Source organism: Zoogloea sp. LCSB751 (assembly GCF_002028455.1).
Classification (GTDB): domain Bacteria; phylum Pseudomonadota; class Gammaproteobacteria; order Burkholderiales; family Rhodocyclaceae; genus Zoogloea.
Genome location: NZ_MWUM01000031.1, coordinates 1 through 24539, shown reverse-complemented (window position 1 = coordinate 24539; position 24539 = coordinate 1). Strand labels below are relative to the sequence as shown.

General features: G+C 63.3%; 25 protein-coding genes. 8 read left to right on the top strand and 17 right to left on the bottom strand.

The genetic code is table 11. The features are described 5' to 3' along the window. Window positions 1–22 precede the first annotated feature (22 nt). Together B4920_RS22930 and B4920_RS22925 are read right to left on the bottom strand one after the other, a co-directional pair. Window positions 23–478 (bottom strand): hypothetical protein, encoded by a 456-nt coding sequence (locus tag B4920_RS22930; RefSeq protein WP_079437007.1) that lies wholly within the window; start codon window positions 476–478, stop codon window positions 23–25. A gap of 262 nt (window positions 479–740) precedes the next feature. Further along, window positions 741–1652 (bottom strand): AraC family transcriptional regulator, encoded by a 912-nt coding sequence (locus B4920_RS22925; RefSeq protein WP_254051028.1) that lies wholly within the window; start codon window positions 1650–1652, stop codon window positions 741–743. 237 nt (window positions 1653–1889) lie between these two features. Here B4920_RS22925 and B4920_RS22920 point away from each other — a divergent pair, with 237 nt between their 5' ends. Continuing rightward, on the top strand, window positions 1890–3038 hold the full coding sequence (locus B4920_RS22920; protein ID WP_079437006.1) for an iron-containing alcohol dehydrogenase: 1149 nt from the start codon (window positions 1890–1892) through the stop codon (window positions 3036–3038). 141 nt (window positions 3039–3179) lie between these two features. Here the strand turns inward: B4920_RS22920 and B4920_RS22915 are convergent, their stop codons facing one another. The 4 genes from B4920_RS22915 to B4920_RS22900 form a co-directional block, all read right to left on the bottom strand. Then, window positions 3180–4016, bottom strand: coding sequence for a MetQ/NlpA family ABC transporter substrate-binding protein (locus tag B4920_RS22915; RefSeq protein ID WP_079437005.1), 837 nt, complete (start codon window positions 4014–4016; stop codon window positions 3180–3182). A gap of 42 nt (window positions 4017–4058) precedes the next feature. Beyond that, the gene (locus tag B4920_RS22910) at window positions 4059–4724 is read right to left on the bottom strand and encodes a methionine ABC transporter permease (protein WP_079437004.1); all 666 of its coding nucleotides are present in this window, start codon (window positions 4722–4724) and stop codon (window positions 4059–4061) included. After that, complete coding sequence (locus B4920_RS22905; protein ID WP_079437003.1) at window positions 4717–5565, bottom strand: methionine ABC transporter ATP-binding protein; 849 nt, start codon at window positions 5563–5565, stop codon at window positions 4717–4719. The genes B4920_RS22910 and B4920_RS22905 overlap by 8 nt, the downstream gene beginning before the upstream one ends. Window positions 5566–5689: 124 nt before the next feature. Then, window positions 5690–6010 (bottom strand): DUF2325 domain-containing protein, encoded by a 321-nt coding sequence (locus B4920_RS22900; RefSeq protein WP_161493377.1) that lies wholly within the window; start codon window positions 6008–6010, stop codon window positions 5690–5692. 378 nt (window positions 6011–6388) lie between these two features. Between B4920_RS22900 and B4920_RS22895 the strand changes: the two genes are divergently transcribed. Next, the gene (locus B4920_RS22895; RefSeq protein WP_079437001.1) at window positions 6389–6679 is read left to right on the top strand and encodes a co-chaperone GroES; all 291 of its coding nucleotides are present in this window, start codon (window positions 6389–6391) and stop codon (window positions 6677–6679) included. Window positions 6680–6733: 54 nt separating this feature from the next. Beyond that, on the top strand, window positions 6734–8368 hold the full coding sequence (gene groL / locus B4920_RS22890; RefSeq protein WP_079437000.1) for a chaperonin GroEL: 1635 nt from the start codon (window positions 6734–6736) through the stop codon (window positions 8366–8368). 156 nt (window positions 8369–8524) lie between these two features. On the opposite strand, the gene B4920_RS22885 is transcribed toward groL, so the two are convergent. From B4920_RS22885 to B4920_RS22875, 3 genes are read right to left on the bottom strand one after another with little or no spacing between them, the layout of a single operon-like run. Then, a complete protein-coding gene (locus tag B4920_RS22885; protein WP_079436999.1) occupies window positions 8525–9091 on the bottom strand; it encodes a c-type cytochrome in 567 nt (188 codons plus the stop codon). 27 nt (window positions 9092–9118) lie between these two features. After that, on the bottom strand, window positions 9119–10087 hold the full coding sequence (locus B4920_RS22880) for an alpha-ketoacid dehydrogenase subunit beta (RefSeq protein ID WP_079436998.1): 969 nt from the start codon (window positions 10085–10087) through the stop codon (window positions 9119–9121). 9 nt (window positions 10088–10096) lie between these two features. After that, window positions 10097–11053 (bottom strand): thiamine pyrophosphate-dependent dehydrogenase E1 component subunit alpha, encoded by a 957-nt coding sequence (locus B4920_RS22875; protein WP_079436997.1) that lies wholly within the window; start codon window positions 11051–11053, stop codon window positions 10097–10099. 359 nt (window positions 11054–11412) lie between these two features. Between B4920_RS22875 and B4920_RS22870 the strand changes: the two genes are divergently transcribed. Continuing rightward, the gene (locus B4920_RS22870) at window positions 11413–13029 is read left to right on the top strand and encodes a methyl-accepting chemotaxis protein (protein ID WP_079436996.1); all 1617 of its coding nucleotides are present in this window, start codon (window positions 11413–11415) and stop codon (window positions 13027–13029) included. A gap of 79 nt (window positions 13030–13108) precedes the next feature. On the opposite strand, the gene B4920_RS22865 is transcribed toward B4920_RS22870, so the two are convergent. From B4920_RS22865 to pgi, 4 genes are all read right to left on the bottom strand, one after another. Further along, window positions 13109–13795, bottom strand: a complete 687-nt coding sequence (locus tag B4920_RS22865) for a cytochrome c (protein ID WP_079436995.1) — start codon at window positions 13793–13795, stop codon at window positions 13109–13111. A gap of 68 nt (window positions 13796–13863) precedes the next feature. Further along, window positions 13864–15201 (bottom strand): GAF domain-containing protein, encoded by a 1338-nt coding sequence (locus tag B4920_RS22860; protein WP_088179534.1) that lies wholly within the window; start codon window positions 15199–15201, stop codon window positions 13864–13866. After that, entirely contained in the window at window positions 15198–15674 is a 477-nt protein-coding gene (locus B4920_RS22855) for a hypothetical protein (RefSeq protein WP_079436994.1), read from the bottom strand. Before B4920_RS22855 ends, B4920_RS22860 begins: the two co-directional genes overlap by 4 nt. Window positions 15675–15803: 129 nt before the next feature. After that, window positions 15804–17447 carry a glucose-6-phosphate isomerase gene (gene pgi, locus B4920_RS22850; protein WP_079436993.1) on the bottom strand — a complete coding sequence of 548 codons (1644 nt, stop codon included), beginning with the start codon at window positions 17445–17447 and terminating at the stop codon, window positions 15804–15806. Between the two features lie 247 nt (window positions 17448–17694). Between pgi and B4920_RS22845 the strand changes: the two genes are divergently transcribed. Further along, on the top strand, window positions 17695–19344 hold the full coding sequence (locus tag B4920_RS22845) for an NADP-dependent glyceraldehyde-3-phosphate dehydrogenase (RefSeq protein ID WP_079436992.1): 1650 nt from the start codon (window positions 17695–17697) through the stop codon (window positions 19342–19344). 61 nt (window positions 19345–19405) lie between these two features. Here the strand turns inward: B4920_RS22845 and B4920_RS22840 are convergent, their stop codons facing one another. Beyond that, window positions 19406–19813 carry a nuclear transport factor 2 family protein gene (locus B4920_RS22840; protein WP_161493376.1) on the bottom strand — a complete coding sequence of 136 codons (408 nt, stop codon included), beginning with the start codon at window positions 19811–19813 and terminating at the stop codon, window positions 19406–19408. Window positions 19814–19850: 37 nt separating this feature from the next. Next, a complete protein-coding gene (locus B4920_RS22835; RefSeq protein WP_079436990.1) occupies window positions 19851–20864 on the bottom strand; it encodes a zinc-binding alcohol dehydrogenase family protein in 1014 nt (337 codons plus the stop codon). Between the two features lie 121 nt (window positions 20865–20985). Here B4920_RS22835 and B4920_RS22830 point away from each other — a divergent pair, with 121 nt between their 5' ends. Beyond that, window positions 20986–21573 carry a TetR family transcriptional regulator gene (locus tag B4920_RS22830; protein ID WP_079436989.1) on the top strand — a complete coding sequence of 196 codons (588 nt, stop codon included), beginning with the start codon at window positions 20986–20988 and terminating at the stop codon, window positions 21571–21573. Window positions 21574–21610: 37 nt separating this feature from the next. Here B4920_RS22830 and B4920_RS22825 read toward each other — a convergent pair whose 3' ends face one another. Both B4920_RS22825 and B4920_RS22820 read right to left on the bottom strand, forming a co-directional pair. Beyond that, window positions 21611–22045, bottom strand: a complete 435-nt coding sequence (locus B4920_RS22825) for a response regulator (RefSeq protein ID WP_139379605.1) — start codon at window positions 22043–22045, stop codon at window positions 21611–21613. Beyond that, window positions 22020–22544, bottom strand: coding sequence for a PleD family two-component system response regulator (locus B4920_RS22820; protein WP_079436987.1), 525 nt, complete (start codon window positions 22542–22544; stop codon window positions 22020–22022). Before B4920_RS22820 ends, B4920_RS22825 begins: the two co-directional genes overlap by 26 nt. Window positions 22545–22719: 175 nt before the next feature. Here B4920_RS22820 and sugE point away from each other — a divergent pair, with 175 nt between their 5' ends. Continuing rightward, complete coding sequence (gene sugE / locus B4920_RS22815; protein WP_079436986.1) at window positions 22720–23040, top strand: quaternary ammonium compound efflux SMR transporter SugE; 321 nt, start codon at window positions 22720–22722, stop codon at window positions 23038–23040. Window positions 23041–23757: 717 nt separating this feature from the next. Further along, window positions 23758–24042 (top strand): hypothetical protein, encoded by a 285-nt coding sequence (locus B4920_RS22805; RefSeq protein WP_079436984.1) that lies wholly within the window; start codon window positions 23758–23760, stop codon window positions 24040–24042. The last annotated feature ends 497 nt before the right edge of the window (window positions 24043–24539 follow it).

The window sequence follows — 24539 nt, the reverse complement described above, 5'->3', positions numbered from 1 at the left end:
AACGAAATCATCGAGAGCGGGATCACTGCGGTATTTGCTCACGGCGAAGTCTCGCAACGCCTTCCGAATCCAGAGCGACGGCAAAAGGCTTGCCGTGAGCGGCGAGTTGAATACCGCCTTCCACACGCGTCAGTTGCACTTCCGTGCCGACGGTCACATTGGCCTCGTTCAGCATCTTCTGCGGTATCTGTACAACGGTTTGCTGTGACTCCGGGCCGGCGTGATTCAAGGTCACCTGGGCGTTGTGCGGTGAGTGCTCGATGTGGTGGACGGAGGCTTTCAAGGTATTAAAGATGCCAGCACCAAGCAGGATAGGCGGAATGACGACTAACACCACTGAATAGAAGGCAGAGAATTCAAGGCTGCCACTGGGCGATTTGGATATATCCTCCAGGCCGGGAGCCCTAAAGAACTGTTGTGCATGCGCCAAAGTCGCCAACGAGCTGAGCGCGGCGCAAATGAACGATTTGTTGAACACGGAATGACTCCTGAGCATTTAGAGAAGGCCAACGAATGACGATGGGGATGACCGAAGAGGCAAACGTTGGTGTGTCTGACCCCGGAATTATGACATTATCTTTCACGCTCCGGCGAGCAGTACCCGCGGGGCAAGAACTTCTTCACGTGGCTGGGGGCGCTCCTGGCCTGAGCAAAGCAGGCATTCCATCCACGGAGAGTCGGCGGCAGGGAAACAATCGTCGACCGACGGCCTGCTAGCCTTGGGCAGCTAGCGACACCGACTAGACCGACTTCGCCACCGCCTGCTTCCTTCTCTCAGCCTCGCCGCGCAAGGTAACGACGTCGCGCTTGGGGGAGATTCCGAACATCCGGCTGTATTCGCGATTGAATTGCGAGGGGCTCTCATAGCCCACCTGGAATGCGGCACTCGTGGCGTCCATGGCTTCGTTCAGCATCAGGCGTTTGGCTTCATTGAGCCGCATCCATTTCTGATACTGCAAGGGACTCATTGCGGTGAGTTTGCGAAAGTGGTGATGCAGGCTCGATGTGCTCATTTGCACCCGCGAGGCGAGATCTTCGATGCGCAAGGGCGAGGCGTAGTTCACCTTCAACCAGTCAATCGCCTTGGCCACCCGCTGGCTCTGGCTGCCTGCCGAGGTGATCTGCCACAGGAGCGCAGCCTGATCGCTCATCAACAGGCGATAGTGGATTTCCCGCTGGATCAGCGGCGCCAGAACGGGGATGGAGTCCGGTTCATCAAGTAAATCGAGCAGGCGCTCAAAGGGCTTGATGAGCCGCTGTGTAACCGTACCGACGCTCATGCCCTGCTCGCCGGAGCGCTCGGCGGGTGGCGGCTGATGGCCTTGCGAAATCAGCTCCGCCAGCATTCTCAGATCCAGACTCAGCACCAATCCAAGGCACGGCCTTTCCGGGCTGGCGGTGAGCACTTCGGAGTTGGCAGGAATGTCGAGCGAAGTGATCAGGAAGCGCTTGCCGTCGTATTCGTAGGCTTCGTCGCCGACCCACATTTTCTTTGCGCCCTGAACAACGAGCACGATGCTCGGCGCTACCAGACAGATGGCCGGCGGCTCCGGTCTCTCGCGCCGCCACAGGCTCAAATTGGGAATCGGTGTTGGGCAATCCCTGAGGCCAGCGGTCCAGCGATCAATCATCTGCACCAACGCTTCGTTCACCACTTCCAATCTCCCCTGCAATGCCTTTGATCCGATTGATATTCCCTCTGACCAATGTAGCCCGACCCTGAACGACTAGCCATACAGGCACACCAAGGCTCGGCGGATCAGGCAAGAAATTAGCAGGATCTCTATACCGATCATCAAGGCTGCCGCATAAAAATGCCCTTAACACCTTTGCTCTCCATGGACGAAGGCAACGCAGGAAATTCACTTTGAATGGCGAAGGGGCAGCAAATGAACGATTTCACTTTTTTCAATCCCACCCGGATCGAATTCGGAGCCGATAAGGAACAACTGATCGGCCAGCATCTGGCCGAACACGGCATCAAGAAAGTGCTCCTCTGCTATGGCAGCGAGCGCATCAAGCGCGAAGGGCTCTTTGCGGTCGTCAGCCAGCGTCTTTCCGAAAACGGTATCGAACTGGTCGAACTCGGCGGCATCGTCAGCAACCCAGTTATTTCGAAGGTGCGTGAAGGTATTGCGCTGGCGAAAGAGCATCAGGTCGACGCCATCCTGAGCGTCGGCGGCGGTTCAGTGCTCGACAGTGCCAAGGCCATTGCCGCAGGTATCTGCTACGCCGGCGATGTCTGGGATCTGTTCGTCGGCAAGGCCGGCGTCGCAGCGGCCCTGCCCTTGTTCGCCATCCTGACGCTGGCCGCGACCGGCAGCGAAATGAACCCCGGCGCGGTCGTGACGAACAAAGAGACCCGGCAGAAATTCTTCATCTCCTCCCCCACCCTGTTCCCCAAGGTCTCCATCGTCAATCCGGCGCTCATGCGTAGCGTGTCGCGCGACTATCTCGTGTACTCCGCATCGGATGTCATTGCCCACCTCATCGAGGTCTATTTCACGGCAAGCGTGCATCCGAAACTGCAATCGCGGCTGGTCGAGTCGCTCATCGGCACCGTGATCGAGACGACCGAGGCGCTGCTTGAGAATCCGCACGACGATGACGCCCGCGCCCAGTTTGCCTGGGCCGCCACGCTCGCCCTGAACGGATTGACCTCTTCCGGCACGGCCGGCTTCAGTTACCCGAACCATGCCATCGAACATTCGCTCTCGGCGCTGTTCAACGTGCCGCACGGCGCCGGCCTGTCGGTGGTCGTGCCGGCCTGGATGAAGTGGTTCCAGAGCCGCAACCCGGGACAGTTCGAACGCTTTGCCAGCGAGGTATTCAGCGTGGGGTCCGCTGCCGACGGCATCGCCGCCCTGGAAAAGTGGTTCGACAAGATCGGGACACCCACCCGCCTGTCGCAGTTGGAGATCAAGGCCAGCGACCTGCCCGCCATCGTCGATAACGTGCAGGGCAACGTACGTGTCTTCGGCATCGCCGAGGTCTACACGCCGGATGCGGTGACCATCATCTTGAGGAATGCGCTGTGATTGTGAGATGGGGACCGGTACTGGCTCTTCTGATCTCACGGGCCCAGTGGTCGAAGGCCGCCTGAGCACGAGTCGTGCGTGTGGTCGGGAGGGTGCTGCCGGGCAGCCCTCCCCAACCTCTCAGTGCTGCCGTCCCCGTCTTTACTGGAGGAATGCCGGCCGCGCATAGCCCTGGAAGTGCTTGTCCAGCGCCGCCCGGTATTCCGGCGCGCGGAAGGCTGCGGCCAGGTCCTTGGCCCACGGCTTGTCTTTGTCTTCGGTCTTCACCGCGACCACGTTGAGGTAGTGGTCCGGGGTCTTTTCCAGCACCACCGCTTCGGTGAGCTTGAGGCCGGAGGAGATGGCGAAGTTGCCGTTGATCACCACGAAGTCGGCGTCGTCCAGCGTGCGTGGCAGTTGGGCGGCTTCGATGGGGGTCAGCACGAGTTTGCGGGGGTTCTCGGCGACGTCCTTTTCGGTGGCCTTCAGCGGGTCGACGCCCTGCTTCACCTTGATGAGCTTGTTCTGTTCGAGGAAGACCAGCGCGCGGGCCAGGTTGCTGGGGTCGTTGGGCAGCGTGATGCGGTCGCCGTTCTTCAGCTCGGCGAGGCTCTTGCGCTTCTTGGAGTACAGCCCGAGGGGCGCGATGGGGGCCTTGGTGATGTCCGTCAGGTTGAGGCCCTTGTCCGCCGAGAATTTCTTGAGGTAGATGATGTGCTGGAACAGGTTGGCATCCAGCGAGCCCTGGGCCAGCGCGAGGTTGGGCTGCACGTAGTCGTTGAATTCGACGAGCTTGACGGTGTAGCCCTTCTTTTCGAGCACGGGCTTGATGCCGAGCTTGAGCTGGTCGAAGTTGGAGCCGGCGGTGGCGCCGAGGGTCAGGGTCTTCTTCTCCTGAGCGTGGGCGGTTCCATGGCCGAGGCCCAGACTGGCGGCCACACCGAGGACGGCTGCAATGTGCAGCGCCTTCAGGCCGAACTGACGTCGAGAGGAATGCATGCTGTGTTCTCCTGTTTTTGCTTGGATTGAATTCTTGTGGGGTCAGCGCTTGTCCACGCGCCGGGCCAGCCACTGGCCGAGAAACTGGATGCTCTGCACGAGGACCACGAGCAGGACGATGGTGATCAGCATCACGTCGGTCTGGAAGCGGTAGTAGCCGTAGCGGATGGCCAGGTCGCCGATGCCACCGCCGCCCACCACGCCGGCCACCGCCGAGTAGGACAGGAAGCTCACCGCCAGCACGGTGACGGCCAACACCAGGCCGGAACGGGCCTCGACCAGCAGCACGTGGCGCACGATCTGCAGCGGCGAGGCGCCCATCGCTTCGGCTGCCTCGATGACGCCCCGCGGCACGTCGCGCAGGGTCTGCTCGATGAGGCGCGCGAAATAGAAGATCGCCGCGATGGACAGGGGCACGCTGGCGGCCAGCGGCCCGATGGAGGTGCCCGCGACGACCCGCGTGAAGGGCGAGATCGCCACCAGCAGGATGATGAAGGGGAAGGAACGCACGACGTTGATGACGCCATTGGCCAGCAGGTTGAACGCGCGGTAGCGCTCCAGCGCCTGGCCCCGGCTGGTCAGGAACACCAGCAGCCCAAGGGCGCCGCCCAGCACGAGGGCCGCCGACAGGCAGATGCCCATCATCAGCAGGGTTTCGCCGGTGGCCTTGAGGATCTCCGGCAGCAGTTCTTCGAGGGTCTCAAGCATTGGCGCTCTCCTGAGCAAGGTGATGGGGAGCGGGCTCGTCCGGCGCGGACGACGCACCGCCCGCCGCTCCGCCGAACTCCGCCAGCCAGCCGCCCAGGCGCGAGCCTTCCGGGATACGGCCGTCGGCGATGTCGAGCTGTTCGACGATCTGGCCGGCCTCCATGACCGACACGCGATGGCCCAGGCGGCGGATGACTTCCATCTCGTGGCTGACCAGCAGGATCGTCACACCGAAGCGCCGGTTGGCATCGGCCAGCACGCCGAGCAGGTCCAGCGTGGTCCGTGGGTCCAGCGCGGAAGTCGGTTCGTCGGCGAGCAGCACATGGGGCTCGGGCGCCAGCGCGCGGGCGATTGCGACGCGCTGTTTCTGTCCACCCGAGAGGCGGCCCGGATGCACGTCGGCCTTGGCGGAGAGGCCGACGAAGTCGAGGCAGGCCGCCACGCGCTCGCGGATGCGCGCCGCCGGCTCGCCGGACAGCCGCATCGGCAGCGCGACGTTCTCGGCCACCGTCAGGTTATGCAGCAGGTTGAAGTGCTGGAAGATCATGCCGATGCGGTGGCGCGCCTGGCGCAGCGCCGGCGCGGACAGGCGAGTGAGGTCCTGGCCGTGCACTATCACCTCGCCCGCATCGGGCCGTTCGAGCAGATTGACGAGGCGCAGCAGCGTGGACTTGCCGGCACCCGAGAAGCCGATGATGCCGTGGATCTCGCCGGCAGGCACCGCCAGGCTGGTCGGCTGGACACCGACGTTCTGCCCGCCCGGATCGGTGAAGCGGCGGGAGACGCCGCGCAATTCGATGGCCGGCACGGACACCGGTGTTGGGCTGCTGGTTCGGGGCATGGGGTTATGCAAGATGAAACAATGGGGTGACTTTAGCGCCGCCCCGCCCACCCCCAAACCAAGTAATCCTGCTGAGCTTTACAGCCCTGCCGTGGATAGCTTTTCACTCTCCACGGGCCATTCCTTACTGCTGTTTGCTATGCGAGCAACGGGCACAGCTCAGGTCGTCGAGCCGCTCGCGCACCTCGGTGGCGGAATGCCGGCAGAACACCATGGGGATGCCCAAGTCCTCAGCCTGCTTGCGCACGTTGCGCATCAGCATGTGATTGGCACGGTCGCACATGAAGACCACCAGACCGGTGCGGCGAGACAGCTGACGCCGGTTCTCCGAAGCCTTGCGGCCGGTCCAATGGTCGATCTGCTTGATGCCGAACTGGTCGGCCACCCGCAGGATTTCACTGCGGATGCCTTCGATGCGGTCCGCTCCCACGATCACTGCCTGCATATCGGCAACTCCTTCCAAAGCGTGTCTGAGCACGAATGGCACGAGTGTGTCGTGGCCTCGCAGCGCACCAAACCAAATTCTTTCGATATGCATTGCAGCTCATGGGGGCATAAGCAATATTCCACGTTCAAAGCTAAGCTATTGAATATTTTGAATTCATTCTCCGTCACAAAGCCCGCAAAGTGCTGCCGGACAAGCACCTCAAAAACAAAACTGCTGATTTACAAACACCCCTCAATCCGTGGCCTGGAAGATTTTTGTTAGCAATCAAGGGCGTTGAGTGCTGGCATTACCCTTGCGAAGGAAAACGCAAGGCCGTGGCCCTGCCCTCTGCAGGCCGGCCGGATTGTCCAATCATGTAACGGAGAACATACAAAAATGGCTATTCGTCCGCTCTACGACCGCGTCATCGTCAAGCGCCTCGATCCGGAGCGCACCACTGCCAGCGGCATCGTCATCCCCGACAGCGCCGGTGAAAAGCCCGATCAGGGTGAAGTGCTGGCCGTCGGCAACGGCAAGCTGCTCGCCAGCGGCGAGCTGCGTCCGCTGGCCGTCAAGGTCGGCGACCGCGTGCTGTTCGGCAAATACGCCGGCCAGGCCGTCAAGATCGACGGCAGCGACGCCCTCGTGCTGCGCGAGGAAGACGTCATCGCGATCATCGAAGGCTGATCCCTTCAGCCCCCCGCACCCGACAACACATAAAGAATCAGGAGCTCTCCACTCATGGCATCCAAGAAAGTCCTCTTCGGCGACGACGCCCGTGCCCGCATCGTCGTTGGCGTCAACATCCTGGCCGACGCGGTCAAGGTCACCCTCGGCCCCAAAGGCCGCAACGTGGTCCTGGAGCGTGCCTTCGGCGCCCCGACGGTAACCAAGGACGGCGTGTCCGTCGCCAAGGAAATCGAGCTGAAGGACAAGTACGAGAACATCGGCGCCCAGCTGGTGAAGGAAGTCGCCTCCAAGACCTCCGACAACGCCGGCGACGGCACCACCACCGCCACCGTGCTGGCCCAGGCCATCGTGCGTGAAGGCTTCAAGTACGTGGCCGCCGGCTACAACCCCACCGATCTCAAGCGCGGCATCGACAAGGCTGTCGTCGCCATCGTCGCAGAGATCAAGAACATCGCCCGCCCGACCACCACCAGCAAGGAAATCGCCCAGGTCGGCGCCATCTCCGCCAACTCCGACGCCGACATCGGCCAGATCATCGCCGACGCCATCGACCGTGTCGGCAAGTCCGGCGTGATCACCGTGGAAGATGGCAAGTCCCTGGCCAACGAGCTGGACGTGGTGGAAGGCCTGCAGTTCGACCGCGGCTACCTGTCGCCCTACTTCATCAACAACCCGGACAAGCAGATCGCCGCGCTGGACGATCCGTTCATCCTGCTGTTCGACAAGAAGATCTCCAACATCCGCGACCTGCTGCCGGTGCTGGAGCAAGTGGCCAAGGCCGGCCGGCCGCTGCTGATCATCGCTGAGGACGTGGAAGGCGAAGCCCTCGCGACGCTGGTGGTCAACACCATCCGCGGCATCCTGAAGGTTGTCGCCGTCAAGGCGCCGGGCTTCGGCGACCGCCGCAAGGCCATCCTGGAAGACATCGCCATCCTGACCGGCGGCCGCGTGATCGCCGAGGAAGTCGGCCTGACGCTGGACAAGGCCACGCTGGACGATCTCGGCCAAGCCAAGCGCATCGAAGTCGGCAAGGAAAACACCACCGTGGTGGACGGCCTCGGCAGCGCCGACGCCATCAAGGCCCGCGTGGGGATCATCGATGCCCAGATCGCCGAAGCCACCTCCGACTACGACAAGGAGAAGCTGCAGGAGCGCAAGGCCAAGCTGGCTGGCGGCGTGGCGGTGATCAAGGTTGGCGCGGCCACCGAAGTCGAGCTGAAGGAGAAGAAGGCCCGCGTGGAAGACGCACTGCACGCTACCCGCGCTGCGGTGGAAGAAGGCGTGGTGCCCGGCGGCGGCGTGGCGCTGCTGCGCGCCCGCAAGGCCATCTCCGAGCTCAAGGGCGACAATCACGACCAGGATGCAGGCATCAAGATCGTGCTGCGCGCCGTCGAAGAGCCCCTGCGCCAGATCGTCACCAACGCTGGCGACGAAGCCTCGGTGGTCGTCAACAAGGTCATCGAGGGTGACGGCAACTTCGGCTACAACGCCGGCAACGGCACCTACGGCGACCTGGTCGAGCAAGGTGTGCTCGATCCGGCCAAGGTCACCCGCTCCGCGCTGCAGAACGCCGCGTCCGTGGCCGCGCTGATCCTCACCACCGACGCCATCGTCGCCGAGCTGCCGGAAGACAAGGCAGCCGTGCCTCCCGGCCACCATCCGGAAGGCTTCGGCGGCGGCTTCTGATCAGCTGATCACCTCACGGCAGCCCCCCTGCTTGTGACGGCCGGCCCTTCGGGGCCGGCTTTTTTTATACTTGTAGGGGCGAATGAACCTGCCCCTACAAGGTTCGGTCTGCGCCCACAGGGCCTGTTCGGGCCGTGTGCAGCGCGGCCCCCAGACTCACTCGATCTTGGTCAGCGCGCCTGCTGGTGGCTGGTATTCCGGCACCTTGTTGCGCACTGCCGGCTGTGCCTGCAGATAGGCAAAGATCGCCTTCAGGTCCTTGTCGGACAGCTTGCCCAGGGCTTGCCAGGGCATCGGCGGAAGGATCGGACGCTTGCCGTCCAGATGCTGGCCGGTGCGCAGGCTGTGGATGAATGCCTTTTCGGAAACCGCGCCGAGACCGGTCTCCTTGTCGGGGGTCAGGTTGGGGGAGTAGGTAATACCCCACGGACCGACGAAGGCCGTCATGGAGGCCGAACCGGCCCAGTTCCAGGCCGCGGCCAGCTGCGGCGGCGGCGGCAACGCCAAATCCTCCGGATGCCCCGACAAACCGCGTGCAACATCCTTCTCCGGACCGTGGGCCCCCATCTTGAACGGGGTGTGACAGTCCCCGCAACCAGCGACGGCCACCAGTTCGGCACCACGCTTGATGAGTGCCGGGTTGCTGCCGCCGGCAAGGGCAGCGGGAACGAGGATGGTGCCGGCCAGCACGCCGAGGCCGGCCTTCTTGACGTTGAAAAACATGCTTGTACTCCTTATCTATGATGAGAATCAGACCCGCTGTCGGCCACACAGGCGGACGGCGGCAGCGGCAATGGCATCCGCCTGCGGCACGAAGGCCTGTTCGAGCGGATAGCTGGACGCCACCGGGGCGTCAGGACCGCCGAGGCGCACGATGGGCGCCTTCAATGCGGTAAAAGCCTGCTCGGCAACCAGCGCGGCAATCTCCGCACCGACACCGCACAGTTTGCTGGCTTCATGCACGACGACCAGCCGGCCGGTCTTGGTAACCGACGCCAGGATCGCCGCCTCGTCCAGCGGTTTCAGGCTGCGCAGGTCGATGACCTCCGCCGAGATGCCCTGCCCCGCCAGCGCCTCGGCGGCCTGCAGGCAGTGGAGCACCGTCTTGCCGTAGGACACCAGGCTCACGTCTGCGCCCGCGCGGGCCACCGCGGCCTTGCCGAGCGGAACGACCACGTCGCCGGCCGGCACCTCGCCAGGCACGTAGAGCAGGCCGATATCGAGGAAGAACATCACCGGGTTGTCGTCGCGGATCGCGGCCTTCAGCAGGCCCTTGGCGTCGGCAGGGTTGCTCGGCATCACCACCTTGAGGCCCGGGCTGTGCACAAACCACGCTTCCACGTTGTGGTTGTGCTGCGCGCCCACGCCCCAGCCGGCACCGGTCTGCGCCAGCGTGACGAGGGGAAAGGAAAACTGCCCACCGGACATGAAACGCAGCTTGCCAGCGCTGTTCACGATCTCGTCCATTGCGTAGCACATGAAGGGCGCGAACAGCAGGTCGATGACCGGGCGCAGGCCGGTGCCGGCGGCCCCCACCGCCGTGCCGGCGATGATGCCTTCGGCCAGCGGCGTGTTGCGCACCCGCAGGGCGCCGAACTCCTGCACCAGATCGTGGCGCTTGGTGGCGATGCCTTCGCCAAAGGCGATGACGGTCTGGTCGCGGCGCATTTCCTCGGTGAGGGCGGCACCGACGGCGTCGTAGAGAGTCAGGGTGGTCATGGGGATTCCTCAGGCGTAGACGTAGCGAGTCAGTGCGTCGGTGGAAGGGAAAGGCGAGTCGTCGGCAAAGGCCTGGGCGGCGGCGATGCGGGTTGCCACCTTGTCGGCCAGGGCTTCGGCCTGGGCCGCGCTGAGCTGGCCGTCGGCAATCAGCCATTCGCGGCACAGCTTGATCGGGTCGCGGGCCAGCCACGGCTCACGCTCGGCGGGGTCCACGTAGGCCTGGTCGTCCGGCTCGAAGTGGCCACGGGTGCGATAAGTGTAGGTTTCCAGCAGGTAGGGCCGGCCGCTGTCGCGTACCTGGGCCGCCGCCGCCTGCGCGGCCACCAGCACAGTGCCGACGTCGTTGCCATCGACAGTTTTGGCGGGGATGCCGTAGGACGCCGCCCAGTCGGACACGTGGTCCTTGCACATCGCCTCACGGCGATGCACGAAGGCCTGCCAGTGGTTGTTCTCACAGATGTAGAGCACCGGCAGATTCCACAGGGCCGCCAGGTTGATGGATTCGTGGAAGCTGCCTTCGCAGGCAGCGCCATCACCGAAAAAACAGGCCACGATGCCGGGCCGGCCGAGCATCTTCTGGGACAGCGCCACGCCCGGCGCCAAGGACAATTCCGCACCGACGATGGTGGAAGTGAGCACCACGCCCAGCTCCTTCACCGAGATGTGCAGCGAGCCGCTGTGGCCGCCGCAATAGCCGCCGCTGCGCCCCATCACCTCGGCCAGCATGCGGCCGGGGTCCGCGCCGCGGGCCAGCAGATGGCCCGAACTGCGGTGGTTGGTGAGGATCAGGTCTTCCGGCGCCAGCGCATTGACGACGCCCACCGCGGCGGCCTCCTGGCCGACCGAGGTGCAGGTGCCGGGCACCTTGCCGGCCTGGCTGCCGGCGACGATCGCCTCTTCATAGGCGCGCACCAGCAGCATCTGTTCGAGAAGCTTGCGCGGATCGGTGGTGTGGGTTGCCATGACGTCTCCCGTCGTTGTTCGATGGAAGTCAGTCTAGGTCGCCCCCGGCCCCTTGCAAATCGGGTAACAGGCCGCTTACGAATCTTTTAAGAAACGCTGAATGAATATTTAAGAAAGGCCGGTTTCGCCCGGATCCGCCCACGCCCGACGTATGGCGGCGGCGCCGGACGACGGCTACGGAGCGCTTCGAGGATGGTGGCTGCTCACCGCACCCGAGCGGCCGGGAGCCGATCTCAATAAATCGCTTAATCCATTAAATTCACCAATTTCAACAAAAGTCACACTAATATTTTTTCAGATCTATAAGAATAGGGTCGCCTGAACCCACCACTCTTTCCCGCGATCCGTTTGGAGTCACCATGAAACTGACGCAACGTCTCATCGTCACCTTGGGCGCCGCCCTGCTTGCGCTGATCATTGTCGGCGGCCTGGGGATCTGGCAGCTCCGGCAAGCCAATGCCCGCTTCGACTACGTGCAGATCAACACTTTCCCGAGCCTGCAGGTCCTGTTCGAAGCACGTAGCAAACTCACCGCCAGTCGCGTGGGCACCTACCAGATGGCGCTGGCAGTGGACGCCGCCCACCGGGAGGAAATCGCCCGGGAGGTTCAAGAGGCTGACCACAAGCTGGACGCCGCACTGCAAAAGTACGAACGCGAGCTGATTTCGGACAACATCGACAGACAGCTTCTCGGTGAAGTACGGCGGGCCGTCGAGGAGTACCGGAAGATCCGCACCGAGTATTACAGCAAGCTCGAAGGCCACGACATGGATACGATCCGCAACTTCCTGCGCGTGACCATGAGCGAGAAGGCCGCAGCCAGCTCAAGCGCCATCGCCAAGCATGTGGATTACAACTATGAACTCGCCAACCGGCTCGAGCGCGAAAACACCGCCGATGCGGCCTTCGCCCTGTGGAGCGTCGCGGGAACCCTCGTCGGAGCCTTCGTGATCGTCGGCATCATGGGCTACCTGTTGATCGGCTCGCTGCGCACCAGCCTTGCCGGCATCCGCGACACGCTCACCCATGTCAATGACAGCCAGGACTTCACGATTCGCGCCCCCATTCACCGGATGGACGAGATCGGCGAGACGGCCACGGCCTTCAACCAATTGCTGTCCAAGCTGCAGGACAATTTCCGCAGCCTCACCGCCGGCGCTTACTCCGTAGCCGAAGCCAGCCATGAGATGGCAAATACCTCCAGCCACGTCTCGAACGCCGCCAGTGCGCAGAGCGAGGCCTCCTCGGCCATCGCAGCGACCGTCGAGGAGATGACGGTCAGCGTCAATCACGTCGGCAACCGCGCCAGCGAAGCCCATGAGCTGGCCACGCGTTCCGGCGACATGGCTCGGAGTGGCGCCACCACCATCGACCGGACCATCGCCGACATCCGCAGCATCTCCTCCTCGGTCAGCGCTGCCGCCGAATCCCTGCGGGAACTGGGTGCCCAGGGCGAGCGGGTCGGCTCGGTCGTACAAGTCATCAAGGACGTGGCCGATCAAACCAACCTGCTGGCCCTCAATGCCGCCATCGAAGCGGCCCGGGCCGGCGAACAGGGACGCGGCTTCGCGGTGGTGGCCGACGAAGTACGCAAGCTGGCCGAACGTACATCCAGCTCGACGCAGGAGATCTCCTCCACCATCGAGGCCATGCGCCGCCACTCCGAGCAGGCCGCACGCGAGATGGAGGCCGCCGAACGCCTGGTCGTGCAGAGTGTCGGTCGCGCCGACGATACGGACAGGGCCATCAAGGAAATCGACACCGCGGCGGGCGATACCACCCAGGTCGTATCGGAAATCTCCGATGCGATCCGCGAACAGGGTGCCGCCAGCAACAACATCGCGGTGCAGATCGAACGCATCGCTCAGATGGCGGAGGAAGCCGCCGCCTCGGCCGAGCAATCATCCGCCACGGCGCTGCGCCTCAACGAACAGTCCCAGCGCCAGATCTCCACACTGCAGCAGTACAAGGTGTAGACCGGGTCCGGCCTGGACACCGCCTCTTCTCTGCCGTGCAGCGCGAGCCGGGTTTGCTTTCGGCAATCCCGGCGCGTCGTCAGTGGCGATGCTTGAAGCCGGGCGGGTGGGTATGCCCCTTCTTCTCGCCGGACGGCACCACTGGCCGCTCATCCTCGTGGTGATCCGCATCGTCGTGGTCATGGTCGTCTTCATCATGCCCATCGTGATGCCCATCGAGCCCGCCATGGCTGTGCCCCTCGCTGGCGGCAACCAGCACTCGGTAGTCGGCGGCAGTCAACCCGGGCAGCTTCTGCACGAAGGCGACCAGATCCCAGATCGCTTCGTCCTCCATCCCGCCCTTCGACCAAGCCGGCATGCCGGACGCCTTGATGCCGTGCTTGATGATCCAGAATTGGCGCGCCTGGGCGAACTGCGGGTCGAGCAGCGCGGCCGGTTTGTCCGCCAGCCTGGGCGGCACGGGATAAAGCCCCTTGCGGATTTCGGAGTCTTCCACGCCCGGCGACAGGTGGCAGCCCACGCACATCGCGTCGTAATTGCCCGAGCCCCGCCGGACCCGCTCCGGATCCGCCAGGTCGCCGGGCGGTTTGAGCTCGCTGGCGCGTACCGCAATCGAGCGCTCGCGAGCGAATTCAAGCAGGCGGTAGGTCAGCGGATGATGCGGTTCATCGGCCGCAACGTTGATGGCGCCGGCGTAAAGGACGGCGGCGCCCGCCACCACACCCGCGGCAGTCAGCACCGCGAGGCTTATCAGCGTCTTCTTCATGATGGGGCTTCCCGGTTCTCGTTATCGTGGGCGCCACTCGGCACCCGGCCGGCAACGATACCCAAGGATCAGTCCGCGACCAATTCCAGCGGACGATCCACGGCCAGCGCGTAGCGTCCGCGCCCGCTCTTGGCCAGGTGGATGCCGGCGCTTCGCTCGTCCAGGCGCCGCTGCAGCAGCACCAGGCGCGCCTCCAGGTTGTCGCTGACGCCGGGCAAGCGGATGCGCGGGTCCACCCGCAGGCCCTTGTTGGTGAACTCGGTGCGGCCACGCTCGGCAAAATCCTGCAGCAAAGCCCACAGGATGGCCCCCGCCACGCCCTTGATGAGGTAGTCGTCGCCCAGGAACACGCTGTCGTTGGCTGCGTAGTGGCGGACCCGCAGCGGCGGGCCAGCCGGGACCGGCGGCGCGGCGTCGGACGCCTGTGCCTCCTCTTCCACCTCATCCACCTGCTGGTGGTGCAGGATCGCCTGCCCCAGCTGGGCGGCGAAGGCCACCAGCGCGTCCTCGTCGTCGTAGCCGAAATGCAGGTCGGCCACGCTCTCCACGTACAGCACGCCGAGCACCCGCTCGCAGGCCAGGATCGGCACCGCCATCTGGCTGCGCGCCTCTGGCAGCCCCGGCAGCGGAATCGCCGTCTCCAGCGTGTCCGCATAGCCCTCCGCGGCGATGCTGTCGCGCACCGTGCGGCCGTAGGCGTACTCGCTGGTCATAAAACCGATGCGGATCGGCGAACGCTCGCGCGCGCAGATGCCGATCAGCCCGACCCCCATCGGAATCTCCGAACCCACGCCGGATTCCGGATAACCGCGGCTGGCCAGCGTGTACAGCCGCCCGCGCCCCTCGTCGTGCATCAGCAGCATCACGTGGCCAATACCGAACTCCGACTGCAGGCTGTCGAGGGCGGTCTCCAGCAGGCACTCCAGGTTGGCGCAGCCGACCAGCTTCTGCGCGGCCCGGCGCAGCGCAGTGAGGTAATTGACCGGCGGCGGAGGCGGCGCCACCGTCGGGCCGACCACCTGATCGATGGACAGCACCCGGTAGATGTCCGAACCGAGCAGCTTGAACACCCCGCTCATGCCCGTGTGGGCGGCGATGCCGGCCAGCTTGGCCTTCATCTGCTCGAACAGCGGCCCGGCGGTCTCGGTGCGCAGGAACTGCAGCTCGGCCCGGTACTGGGCGCCGGTGAGATGGCTGGTCAGCAGCAGGCGCACCGGCGAGCCCGCCAGCACGTTCTGCCGCGTGCGGTTGAAGAACTGGTAGGACAGCGCGACGTGCTGGTTGTCGATGAACTCCACCTGGGACAGATAAGCCAGGTTGGGCATGCCCTCCGCGTCGCAGGTGCCGATGTGGCCGGGGATGATGCCCTCCAGACATTCGCGGATGGTTTCCAGGCGTACGTTCACTTGGCGGCCCCCACCGGCTCGCCGGCCTTCGGGCCAGGCGTCTGGGAAAACACCGCCGTGGGCGTGTAGATCACCGTCACCAGATCATCGGTGGTGTAGGAGAACACCGCACGCACCACCGGCTCGGGCGTCCCCAGTGGCACCACCTCGCGCACGAACTCGGTGACATGGTGCTCGACGATCCCGCCGTCGGCCGGATCAAAGGACTGCACGACGGCATCCTCACCCTTCAACTGCAGCGTGCGGTTACTGCTCGGCAGGCTGAAGACGCAGGCGACCTTGTTGCAGCCCGCAATGTTATCGAGCAGTTCCTGCGACTGGGAGCGCTTGATGAACACCGCCAGTCTCCGCCCACCGTCCAGCACCTTACAGCCCATGCCCCGGCTCATGCAGGCCAGCCGCTGCGCATTGCAGGCAGCCAGGCTGATGCTGACGCCGGTCTGCAGGAAAGCCTGGGTTTCACTATCGAGCATCGGTCATCCTGAGAAAGAAGATCACCGCCACTATAGGCAGGCACTACCCAAAATGACATGAAGAAATACCAGCGGCCGATGCACGTGGGATGGGCGAATTCATTCGCCCATCCCGGCCCACCCCCGCACTCAACCCTTCAACGACACCCTCACCCGCTCGATCAACGCCCGCGTGGACGCGTCGTGATGGCCCAGGCCATCGCAGCGCAGCTCCGCCACAATATCCACCGCCAGCCGCTTGCCCAGCTCCACGCCCCACTGATCGAAGGAGTTGATGTTCCAGATCACCCCCTGCACGAACACCTTGTGCTCATACAGAGCGATCAGCGCGCCGAGGGAATGGGGCGACAGGTTGGGCAGCAGCAGGGTGTTGCTCGGCCGGTTGCCGGGAAAGACCTTGTGGGGCACCAGTTCCTCCAGCTCATCGCCGGCCATGCCGGTCGCGCTGAGTTCGGCGCGCACCTCATCGGCAGTCTTGCCGCGCATCAGCGCCTCGCTCTGGGCCAGGCAGTTGGCGAGCAGTAACAGCTGGTGATCGTCGAGGGCGTGGTCGGCCTTCAACGGGGCGATGAAATCCACTGGCACCACGTCGGTACCCTGGTGCAGCAGCTGGAAGAACGCGTGCTGGCCGTTGGTGCCCACCTCGCCCCAGATCACCGGACCGGTGGCGCCGGACACCGGGCGGCCGTCACGGGTCACCGACTTGCCGTTGCTCTCCATGTCCAGCTGCTGAAGGTAGGCCGGAAAACGGTTGAGGCGGTGCGCGTAGGGCGCGATGCAGTGGCTACCGGCGTTGAAAAACTGCCGGTACCACACCCCCAGCATGCCGAGGATCACCGGCATGTTCTGCTCCAGCGGCGCCGCCGCGAAGTGCTCGTCCATCTCCCGGGCCCCGTCCAGCAGCGCCGCGAAGGCCGGCATGCCGATGTACAGCGCAATCGACAAGCCGACCGCCGACCACAGGGAATAGCGCCCACCGACCCAGTCCCAGAAACCGAACATATGGTCCGGGTCAATGCCGAACCCGGCGACCCGGCGGGCATCGGTGGAGACTGCCACGAAGTGCCGCGCGATGTCCTCCTGCCCGCCGCCGTTGTCCAAGAACCAACTCCTCGCGCTGGTGGCATTGCGCAGCGTCTCCTGGGTCGTGAAGGTCTTCGACACCACCACGAACAGCGTCGTCTCCGGATTGACGCGGTTCAGCACGTCGGCCAGTTGTGCCCCGTCCACATTGGACACGAAGTGCATCGACAAACGCGGGTGGCCGATCGGCCGCAACGCCTCGCAGACCATCTGCGGACCGAGATCCGAACCACCGATGCCGATGTTCACGATGTCGCTGATCGGCTGGCCGCGGTAGCCCTTCCAGCTGCCACCGCGCACCTGGTCCGTAAAGCGGCGCATCTGTTCGAGCACGTTGCGCACGCCGGGCACCACGTTCTCGCCGCCGACCAGGATGGTCTCGTCGCTGCGGGCGCGCAGGGCCCGGTGCAGTACCGCCCGGTGCTCGGTGATGTTCACCGGCGCACCGGAGAACATCTCGTCGCGCGCCTCCTCCAGCCCGCGGGCGCGGGCCAGGGCCATCAGCGCCTCCATCGTGGCGGCGGTGACACGGTTCTTCGAGTAATCGAGAAACACCCCGGCGGCCTCGATGGAAAAGCGCTCCGCCCGCGCCGGATCGTCGGCGAACAGGCGGCGCAGGTGGACGGTCTGGATGTCTTCCCGGTGGGCCTGCAGCGCAAGCCATTCCCGGCTGGTGGTCAGCGTGCTCATGGGCGTCTCAATATCCTCGGATGCGTTTGGCGCGGAGGGTTGGCCTGGTTCCCTGGTACGGGACCTTGTGGGCCAGAATGCCCGAATTACCAATGCCGTGGAACTCGCTGCACCACGCGCACCGGGACAAAATCGTTCCGCACAGTGAGCAAAGCGCCGATGCTGCGGTCAAAGATGCTCTACCCGCCTTGCGCTACGGCCCCCAGGCCCATCTCTATAAAGCGACAGCCCACCAAAGGACACGACCATGACCGCCACCGACGCCCACGGCAATCTCAAGGAAAGCCTGCTCGCCCTCTTCCCCGAGGAGCACCAGATCGCCGAGGCGTGCCGCATCCTCTCCCCGCTGCATCAGCGCAGCATCCTGCTCGACGGCGAAATGCACGTCTGGAAGGGCGAGACCCGCCCGGTGTTTTCGCCGATGTGCGTGCGCGGCGCCGACGGCAGCCTGACCCACGTGGAGCTGGGCAGTTACCCAATGACCGGGATCGCCGAGGCCGATGCCGCGCTGGCCGCCGCCGAGCGCGCCTACGACCACGGTCGCGGCCAGTGGCCCACCCTGTCGGTGGCCGAGCGCATCGCCTGCGTACAGAACTTCACCAACCAGATCATCGCCCACCGCCGCGAGATCGTTAACCTGATCATGTGGGAGATCGGCAAGAGCCTGGCCGATTCGGAGAAGGAGTTCGACCGCACCGTCGACTACATCAACGCCACCATCGCCGAGCTCAAGCAGCTCGACAACGGCAACTCGCGCTTCCAGATCGTGGACGGCACCATCGCCCAGATCCGTCGCTCGCCGCTGGGCATCGTGCTGTGCATGGGCCCCTACAACTACCCGATGAACGAGACCTTCACCACCCTGATCCCGGCGCTGATCATGGGCAACGTGGTGGTCTTCAAGCCGCCGCGTTTCGGCGTGCTGCTCTACTACCCGATGCTCGAAGCCTTCCGCAGCGCCTTCCCGCGCGGTGTCATCAACATCGTGTACGGCCAGGGCAGCGTGGTAGTGCCCCATGTGATGGCCTCCGGCAAGGTGAATGTGCTGGCCCTCATCGGTTCCAGCACGGTCGCCGACCAACTCAAGAAGGCCCACCCCAAATCCAACCGCCTGCGCGCCGTGCTGGGCCTGGAGGCCAAGAACGCCGCCATCATCCTGCCCGACGCCGACGTGGAGCTGACCGTCAAGGAATGCATCGCCGGCAGCCTGTCCTTCAATGGCCAGCGCTGCACCGCCATCAAGATGATCCTGGTACACCAGGCCATCGCCGAGCGTTTCCTGCGCCGCTTCTGCGAGGAAATCAGCAAGCTCAAGATCGGCATGCCCTGGGAAAAGGGCGTCACCCTCACCCCGCTGCCCGAGATGAACAAGGTCGCCTACATGAACGACTGCATTGCCGACGCCGTCGGCCAGGGCGCCCGTGTGCTCAACGAAGGCGGCGGTACCTCGGTGGAGACCCTGTTCTACCCTGCCGTGGTGTACCCGGTGAAGGAAGGCATGAAGCTCTACCGCGAAGAGCAGTTCGGCCCGCTGATCCCGGTAGCCCCCTTCGAGGACATCGAGACCGCGCTGGAATACGTGATCAGCTCCGACCACGGCCAGCAGGTGTCCATCTTCGGCACCAACCCGGACCAGATCGCCAGCCTCATCGATCCGCTGGTCAACCAGGTATGCCGCGTCAACATCAACTGCCAGTGTCAGCGCAGCCCGGACATCTTCCCCTTCACCGGCCGCAAGGACTCCGCCGAGGGCACCCTGTCGGTGCACGACGCGCTGCGCGCCTTCTCCATCCGCACCATGGTCGCCGCCAAGCAGACCGACGCCACCAAAACACTGCTCGACGCCATCGTGCTCGGCCACAAGTCCAACTTCCTCAACACCCACTTCATCCTCTGAGTCGCAGCCCCTCTCTCTCCATCCTTACCCCGAGCCGCGCAAGGGGTTGAGGTTCTTTCGGTCAGCGATCCGAGGTCAGCGCATCCCGCAAGGCTTCCGTATCCTCGTAAAAGTGGTAAAGCGTCAGGCGCCCATCCTTCACCTTGCAGATCAGAGCCCAATCGCTTGCAAACTCCTTGCCGGTCTGGCGGCTCTTGTGGCGCAGCGTTCCATAAAGTGCAGCATGCTCGCCTTCGGAGAAGGTCGACTGGACATTGAACTCGCCGGGTTCGAGCAGCTCGACGAAACCGCCGAAGAAGCGCTTTGCGCCCTCGGTACCCACGAAGGTGCCGTGCAATGGGTTGTGCGGATTGGCTTGCGGCCGGGTCGAGATGAACTTCGCCTCCGGAGCCACCAGGGCCAGCGCGTCGTCCATCCGGCCGCTGAAGATGTGGCCGAGGAAGTCTTGAACAATATTGAGTGTCGTCATGGGGGTGTTTCCAGTCAGGGTTGAAGGTTGGGATGAATCAGAAGCCGGACAGCACCAGCTTGCCGACGGTGCGGCCGCTTTCCAGTTGCCGATGGGCGGTGCGCAGGGTGGCGGCATCGATGGGGCCGAGCACTTGCGAGGCGGTGGACACCAGCTGGCCGCCGTCCACCATCGCCGCCACGCGGTTGAGAATCTCGCCCTGCCGCGCCCGGTCGGCGGTCGAGAACAGGGAGCGTGTGAACATGAACTCCCACAGAAAGCTGGCGCTCTTGCGCATCAGCAGATTCAGGTCCGGGCTCGCCGCAAACGGCACGATGCAGCACAGCTTGCCCTGCGGAGCGATGAGTTCGGCCAGGGCCGGGTAATGGCGGTCGGGATCGTTGAGCAGCAGGATCAAGTCCGGCGCGGCCAGCCCCAGCGCCTTGAGTTGCGCCCCCATGTCGCCGAAGTGGTCGATGACGGCATGGGCACCCAGTTCCTCGCACCAGGCGCGCGATTCGGGCCGCGACGCGGTGGCCACCACCGTGAGGCCGGGCACCTGGCAGGCGAGCTGGATCGCCATCGAACCCACGCCACCGGCACCGCCCACGATCAGCAACGTGTGCTTTCCGGCCGAAGCCTGGAGTGACAGGCCCATCCGGTCGATCAAGGCTTCCCAGGCGGTCAGTGCGGTCAGCGGCAAGGCGGCGGCGCGCTCCGAAGACAAGGACTTGGGGCGCTGCCCGACGATTACGGCCTCGACGACATGCAGTTCGCTGTTGGCGCCCGGACGGCTCAGGTCGCCGGCGTAATACACCGCATCGCCAATGGCGAAGCCGGAGACGTCTGCCCCCAGGCCGACGACTTCGCCCGCCACGTCCCATCCCAGCACCTCGAAGCGCCCATCGTCCTGCTTGCGGCGCCGTTGCCGGTAATCGGCCGGATTGACCGATACCGCCTGAACCCGCACCAGCAGATCGCCAGCGCCCGGCAATGGCTCCGGTATGTCCCGCTCGATCAGGGATTCCGGGTCTTCAATGGGTAAGGCATTCAACACGCCTACGGATTTCATCGCTGCACCTTTCATCTCGTCGCATCCACTGGAATCCCGATCTCTCGAAATATCCAACTAAAACGTTGGAGTTGATTCTAGTATGATTTTGGCAAACAGTACAACCGAGAGAACAAGAACGATGGCCTGGGACACCGAAGGCACGAAGCGCAAGATTCTGGAAGCGGCGATGGGCGAATTCGCCCGACTTGGCCCGGACGGCACCACCGTCGAACGGATTGCCAAGGTGGCCGGCGTGAACAAGGAACGCATCTACAACTACTTCGGCGACAAGCGCGAACTGTTTTCCGCGGTGCTGCGCAGCGAACTCGCCAAGGTCGCGCTGGCCGTGCCGCTGGAATCGTTCGCCACCGAAGACGTCGGGGAGTACGCCGGCCGCGCCTACGACTACCACTGCGAGCACCCCGAACTGAGCCGGCTGCTGCGCTGGGAAGGGCTGACCTTCGACGGCGAAGTGCCGGACGAGGCGCAACGGCGCGAGTACTACGGCTACAAGATCAAGGCCGTTGCCGACAGTCAGCAGCAAGGCATCGTCACCCGCGCGATAGAAGCCGATCATCTGGTCTTCCTGGTACTTGCGCTGGCGGGATGGTGGTCAGCCGTGCCTCAGGTTGCACGCATGCTGACGGGGCGCGACGATCCCCAGGAACACGCCCGGCGACGGGCGTCGGTCGTCGAGGCGGCTCGGCGCCTCGCATCGGCACCCTAGGGCGGATGGACCCGCACCCTCCATCGGTGAGGTTCGATCAGGATTCCCTTTGGACTAAGGCCTTGGCTTGCGGGCGGGACAACCAGCGCAGGATCGTCTCATAGAGAAGCTCGGGCACCACCGGCTTGGCGACGAAGTCGTTGAGGTTGGGCATCTGCATGTCCATCATGATCAGCGCGTAGTGCTGCCGCCTGGCCATGGCGACCGCCACGCGACCATCCTCCGCCAGATCGACCGCCAACCCGGCGTCCTCCAGGAGAATCCGCGATACCTCCTGGTTGACCGGCTCATCCTCCACCACCAGAACCTTCGCACCCCCATGTACCTTGAGCAATCGTTGATCGGCGGGCGGCAAAGCAGTCAGCGCTGGCGCGGCAAGCTCTTCGGCGCTCCCCTTTTGCAGGCGCACCGTAAACCAGAAGTTGCTGCCCTTGCCGGCCTCGCTCTCAACACCGATCTCGCCGCCCATCATATGAACGAGCCGTCTGCTGATCGCCAAGCCCAGGCCCGTGCCCCCATATCTGCAGTAGCAAGGTCTCCTCGGATCGCTTGCGCACGAGCAGGTTCTGAATCCTCGCCTTCAGCTCCAGCGGAAGAATGGGCTTGGCCACATAATCATCGATACCCAGGTGGAACAATTCGATCCGCCTGGCTGCATTATCGAATGCCGTGGTGGCCAGGATCAGGATGTTTCCCAGCGGCGCAGGTTGCCGCCTGATCCGGTTGATGAAGCGGGATCCCGTCATGTGCCCACCCAGCACGATGTCGCAGATCAGAATGTCGTAGCGCTGCTCGTGGATGGCGTTCCAGGACGCCACCACGAAGCAATGGAAATACTCCTTTGCGACGGCATCCAGAGCCTCGACAATGCTCCTGACCAGCACGATTCGAACACTCTCGTCGGCCAAGGCGTTCTTGAGAATATCCCGGTACAAATGTCCACTGTCGGCCAACAGGATGTTGATAGCCATATGTGCCGTGCGTAAGTACGATGCCCTAAATGGGCACAAGGATATTCCATCGGCGCCTGCCTTGTGACGCTTTCATCGAATTCTCTTCCATCGCCATCCGGGCGCTGGACAGACGCAGGGACGACCCTGCTTCTCGCACTTCATCGGGGACGGCCCCATACCTTGAGGAAAACTGATGAACTGGATCGCACTCTTCGTCGCTGGCCTGCTTGAAGTCGTATGGGCCATCGGCCTCAAATACACCGAAGGCTTCACCCGGCTGTGGCCCTCCGTCGGCACCGCGCTGGCCTTTCTCATGAGCCTCGGCCTGCTCGGCTGGGCAATGCGCGATCTCCCCGTCGGCACCGCCTACGCGGTATGGGTCGGCATCGGCGCCGTCGGCACCGCCATCGTCGGCATGAGCCTGCTGGGCGAACCAGCCTCCCTCCCGCGCATACTCAGCCTCGGCCTCGTCGTGGCCGGCATCGTCGGCCTCAAGCTGTCGTCCCCGGCCTGACATCGAGCACCGCTACGGCGGACGGTGCACGAAGACCTCCCCACCCCGCAAGTGCTTCATCCCACCCCAAGGCCTTGATCAGCCCAGCCTGATCAAGGCTTTTTCACATCCGAAGAAGAACTTCAGCGCGTGTTACCTCAATGTGCACGCGTGCACGAAGAGGTACACGCCGTGCACATAGAACATTGGCGCGTGCACGTTGAGCGTGCACGGCTGTGAGGTCTTCGTGCACGCGACGAGGTTGATGTATCGGCCGCTGAAGTTCTTCGTGCACGTGCTAAAGGTCTTCGTTGACTGGTGTGAGAAGAACTTTGGGGTGGTGAAGTTGAATGTTGGGGAGAGTGAGATGAAGTTCTGGGGCGTGGAGGTCTTCGTGGGACGGATGGGGTGCCAGGCTGGGTGTTCTCAGGACATATCGCACTCGATGACGTTTAGCTCATCAAGCGGGAAAAGCACAAGTGACATAATTCATAGAATCTACCCATGTTGGGTGAGACTCTTCAAGAAATGCTATGAGTGTTTAGGCAAATCTGACTGACTGTTCTCGGCTAAGATCCGCCGGCTATCCATCTCCCGCGAAGCCATCGTTTGAGTGGGTGTTCCGTTTTTCATACCATTCCAAAAAAGTAGATTATCTCCCTTTTATTTTCCCCTGACACCCCAACTTTATTGCTTACGCCAATGCATTTTCATTGGCCACACAGGAGATGTGCAAACATGGCAAGACATCAAGTCAAATCTTTCAAGGTTGGCATTGCCCCCTCGGGCAACTCGGTTCAAGTTGAAATTGAGACCGAACTCAAAAAGCCGTATAAATTTGAACTCACTCCTGACGTAAATTATCCAACGGTACAGGATATCGAGAAAAAGCTGAAAGAGGCCTTGGCCTACTGTGTCGAGAGGTATGAAAAGGTAGATGTCAGTATTTTCGAAGAACGCTTCTACGTGTCGATCAATGTGAAAGATTTCATTAACACCCGGTTTTCCGGGAAGGCAGTGTAGTAGGGAGAGCGGAAATGAGCTCCCGTGAGACGATTCTTTCACCTTGCAGGAGTTGCCATCACAGCGATTGACCACGATGCCAGTCAAAACTCTTCCTGTTATTGGTGATGCCCCCTTCCCCACTGCTGTACATCGACCGCTTGCTGATCCAAGTTTCGCCATCTGAGGATCATCGAACAATGCTGTAGCTTCTGTTCTTAAAGTGAAAATGGCCGGTCTGTAATCAGAACTGACCATTTTTTTAGAAAGCTATCGTCCGTTTCGACCGAGGACTTGTCGGTGAGCAATCGTTTGGAACGGCAGCCGTACCTTGTTACCTGCACTTCCGCATGTGACGGGCCGAAGGACGGCATTGGGTCGGGTGCTGTCCTTCGTTCCAGCAACCACGCCGCGTCACGCAGCTGTCGGCCAGAAGCCGACTTCGGTGAGCGACCGCTTTGAGGTAGGCTAACTCCTTTCGCGCGTTACGCATCTGTGAATTTACACGCTCTAGAACC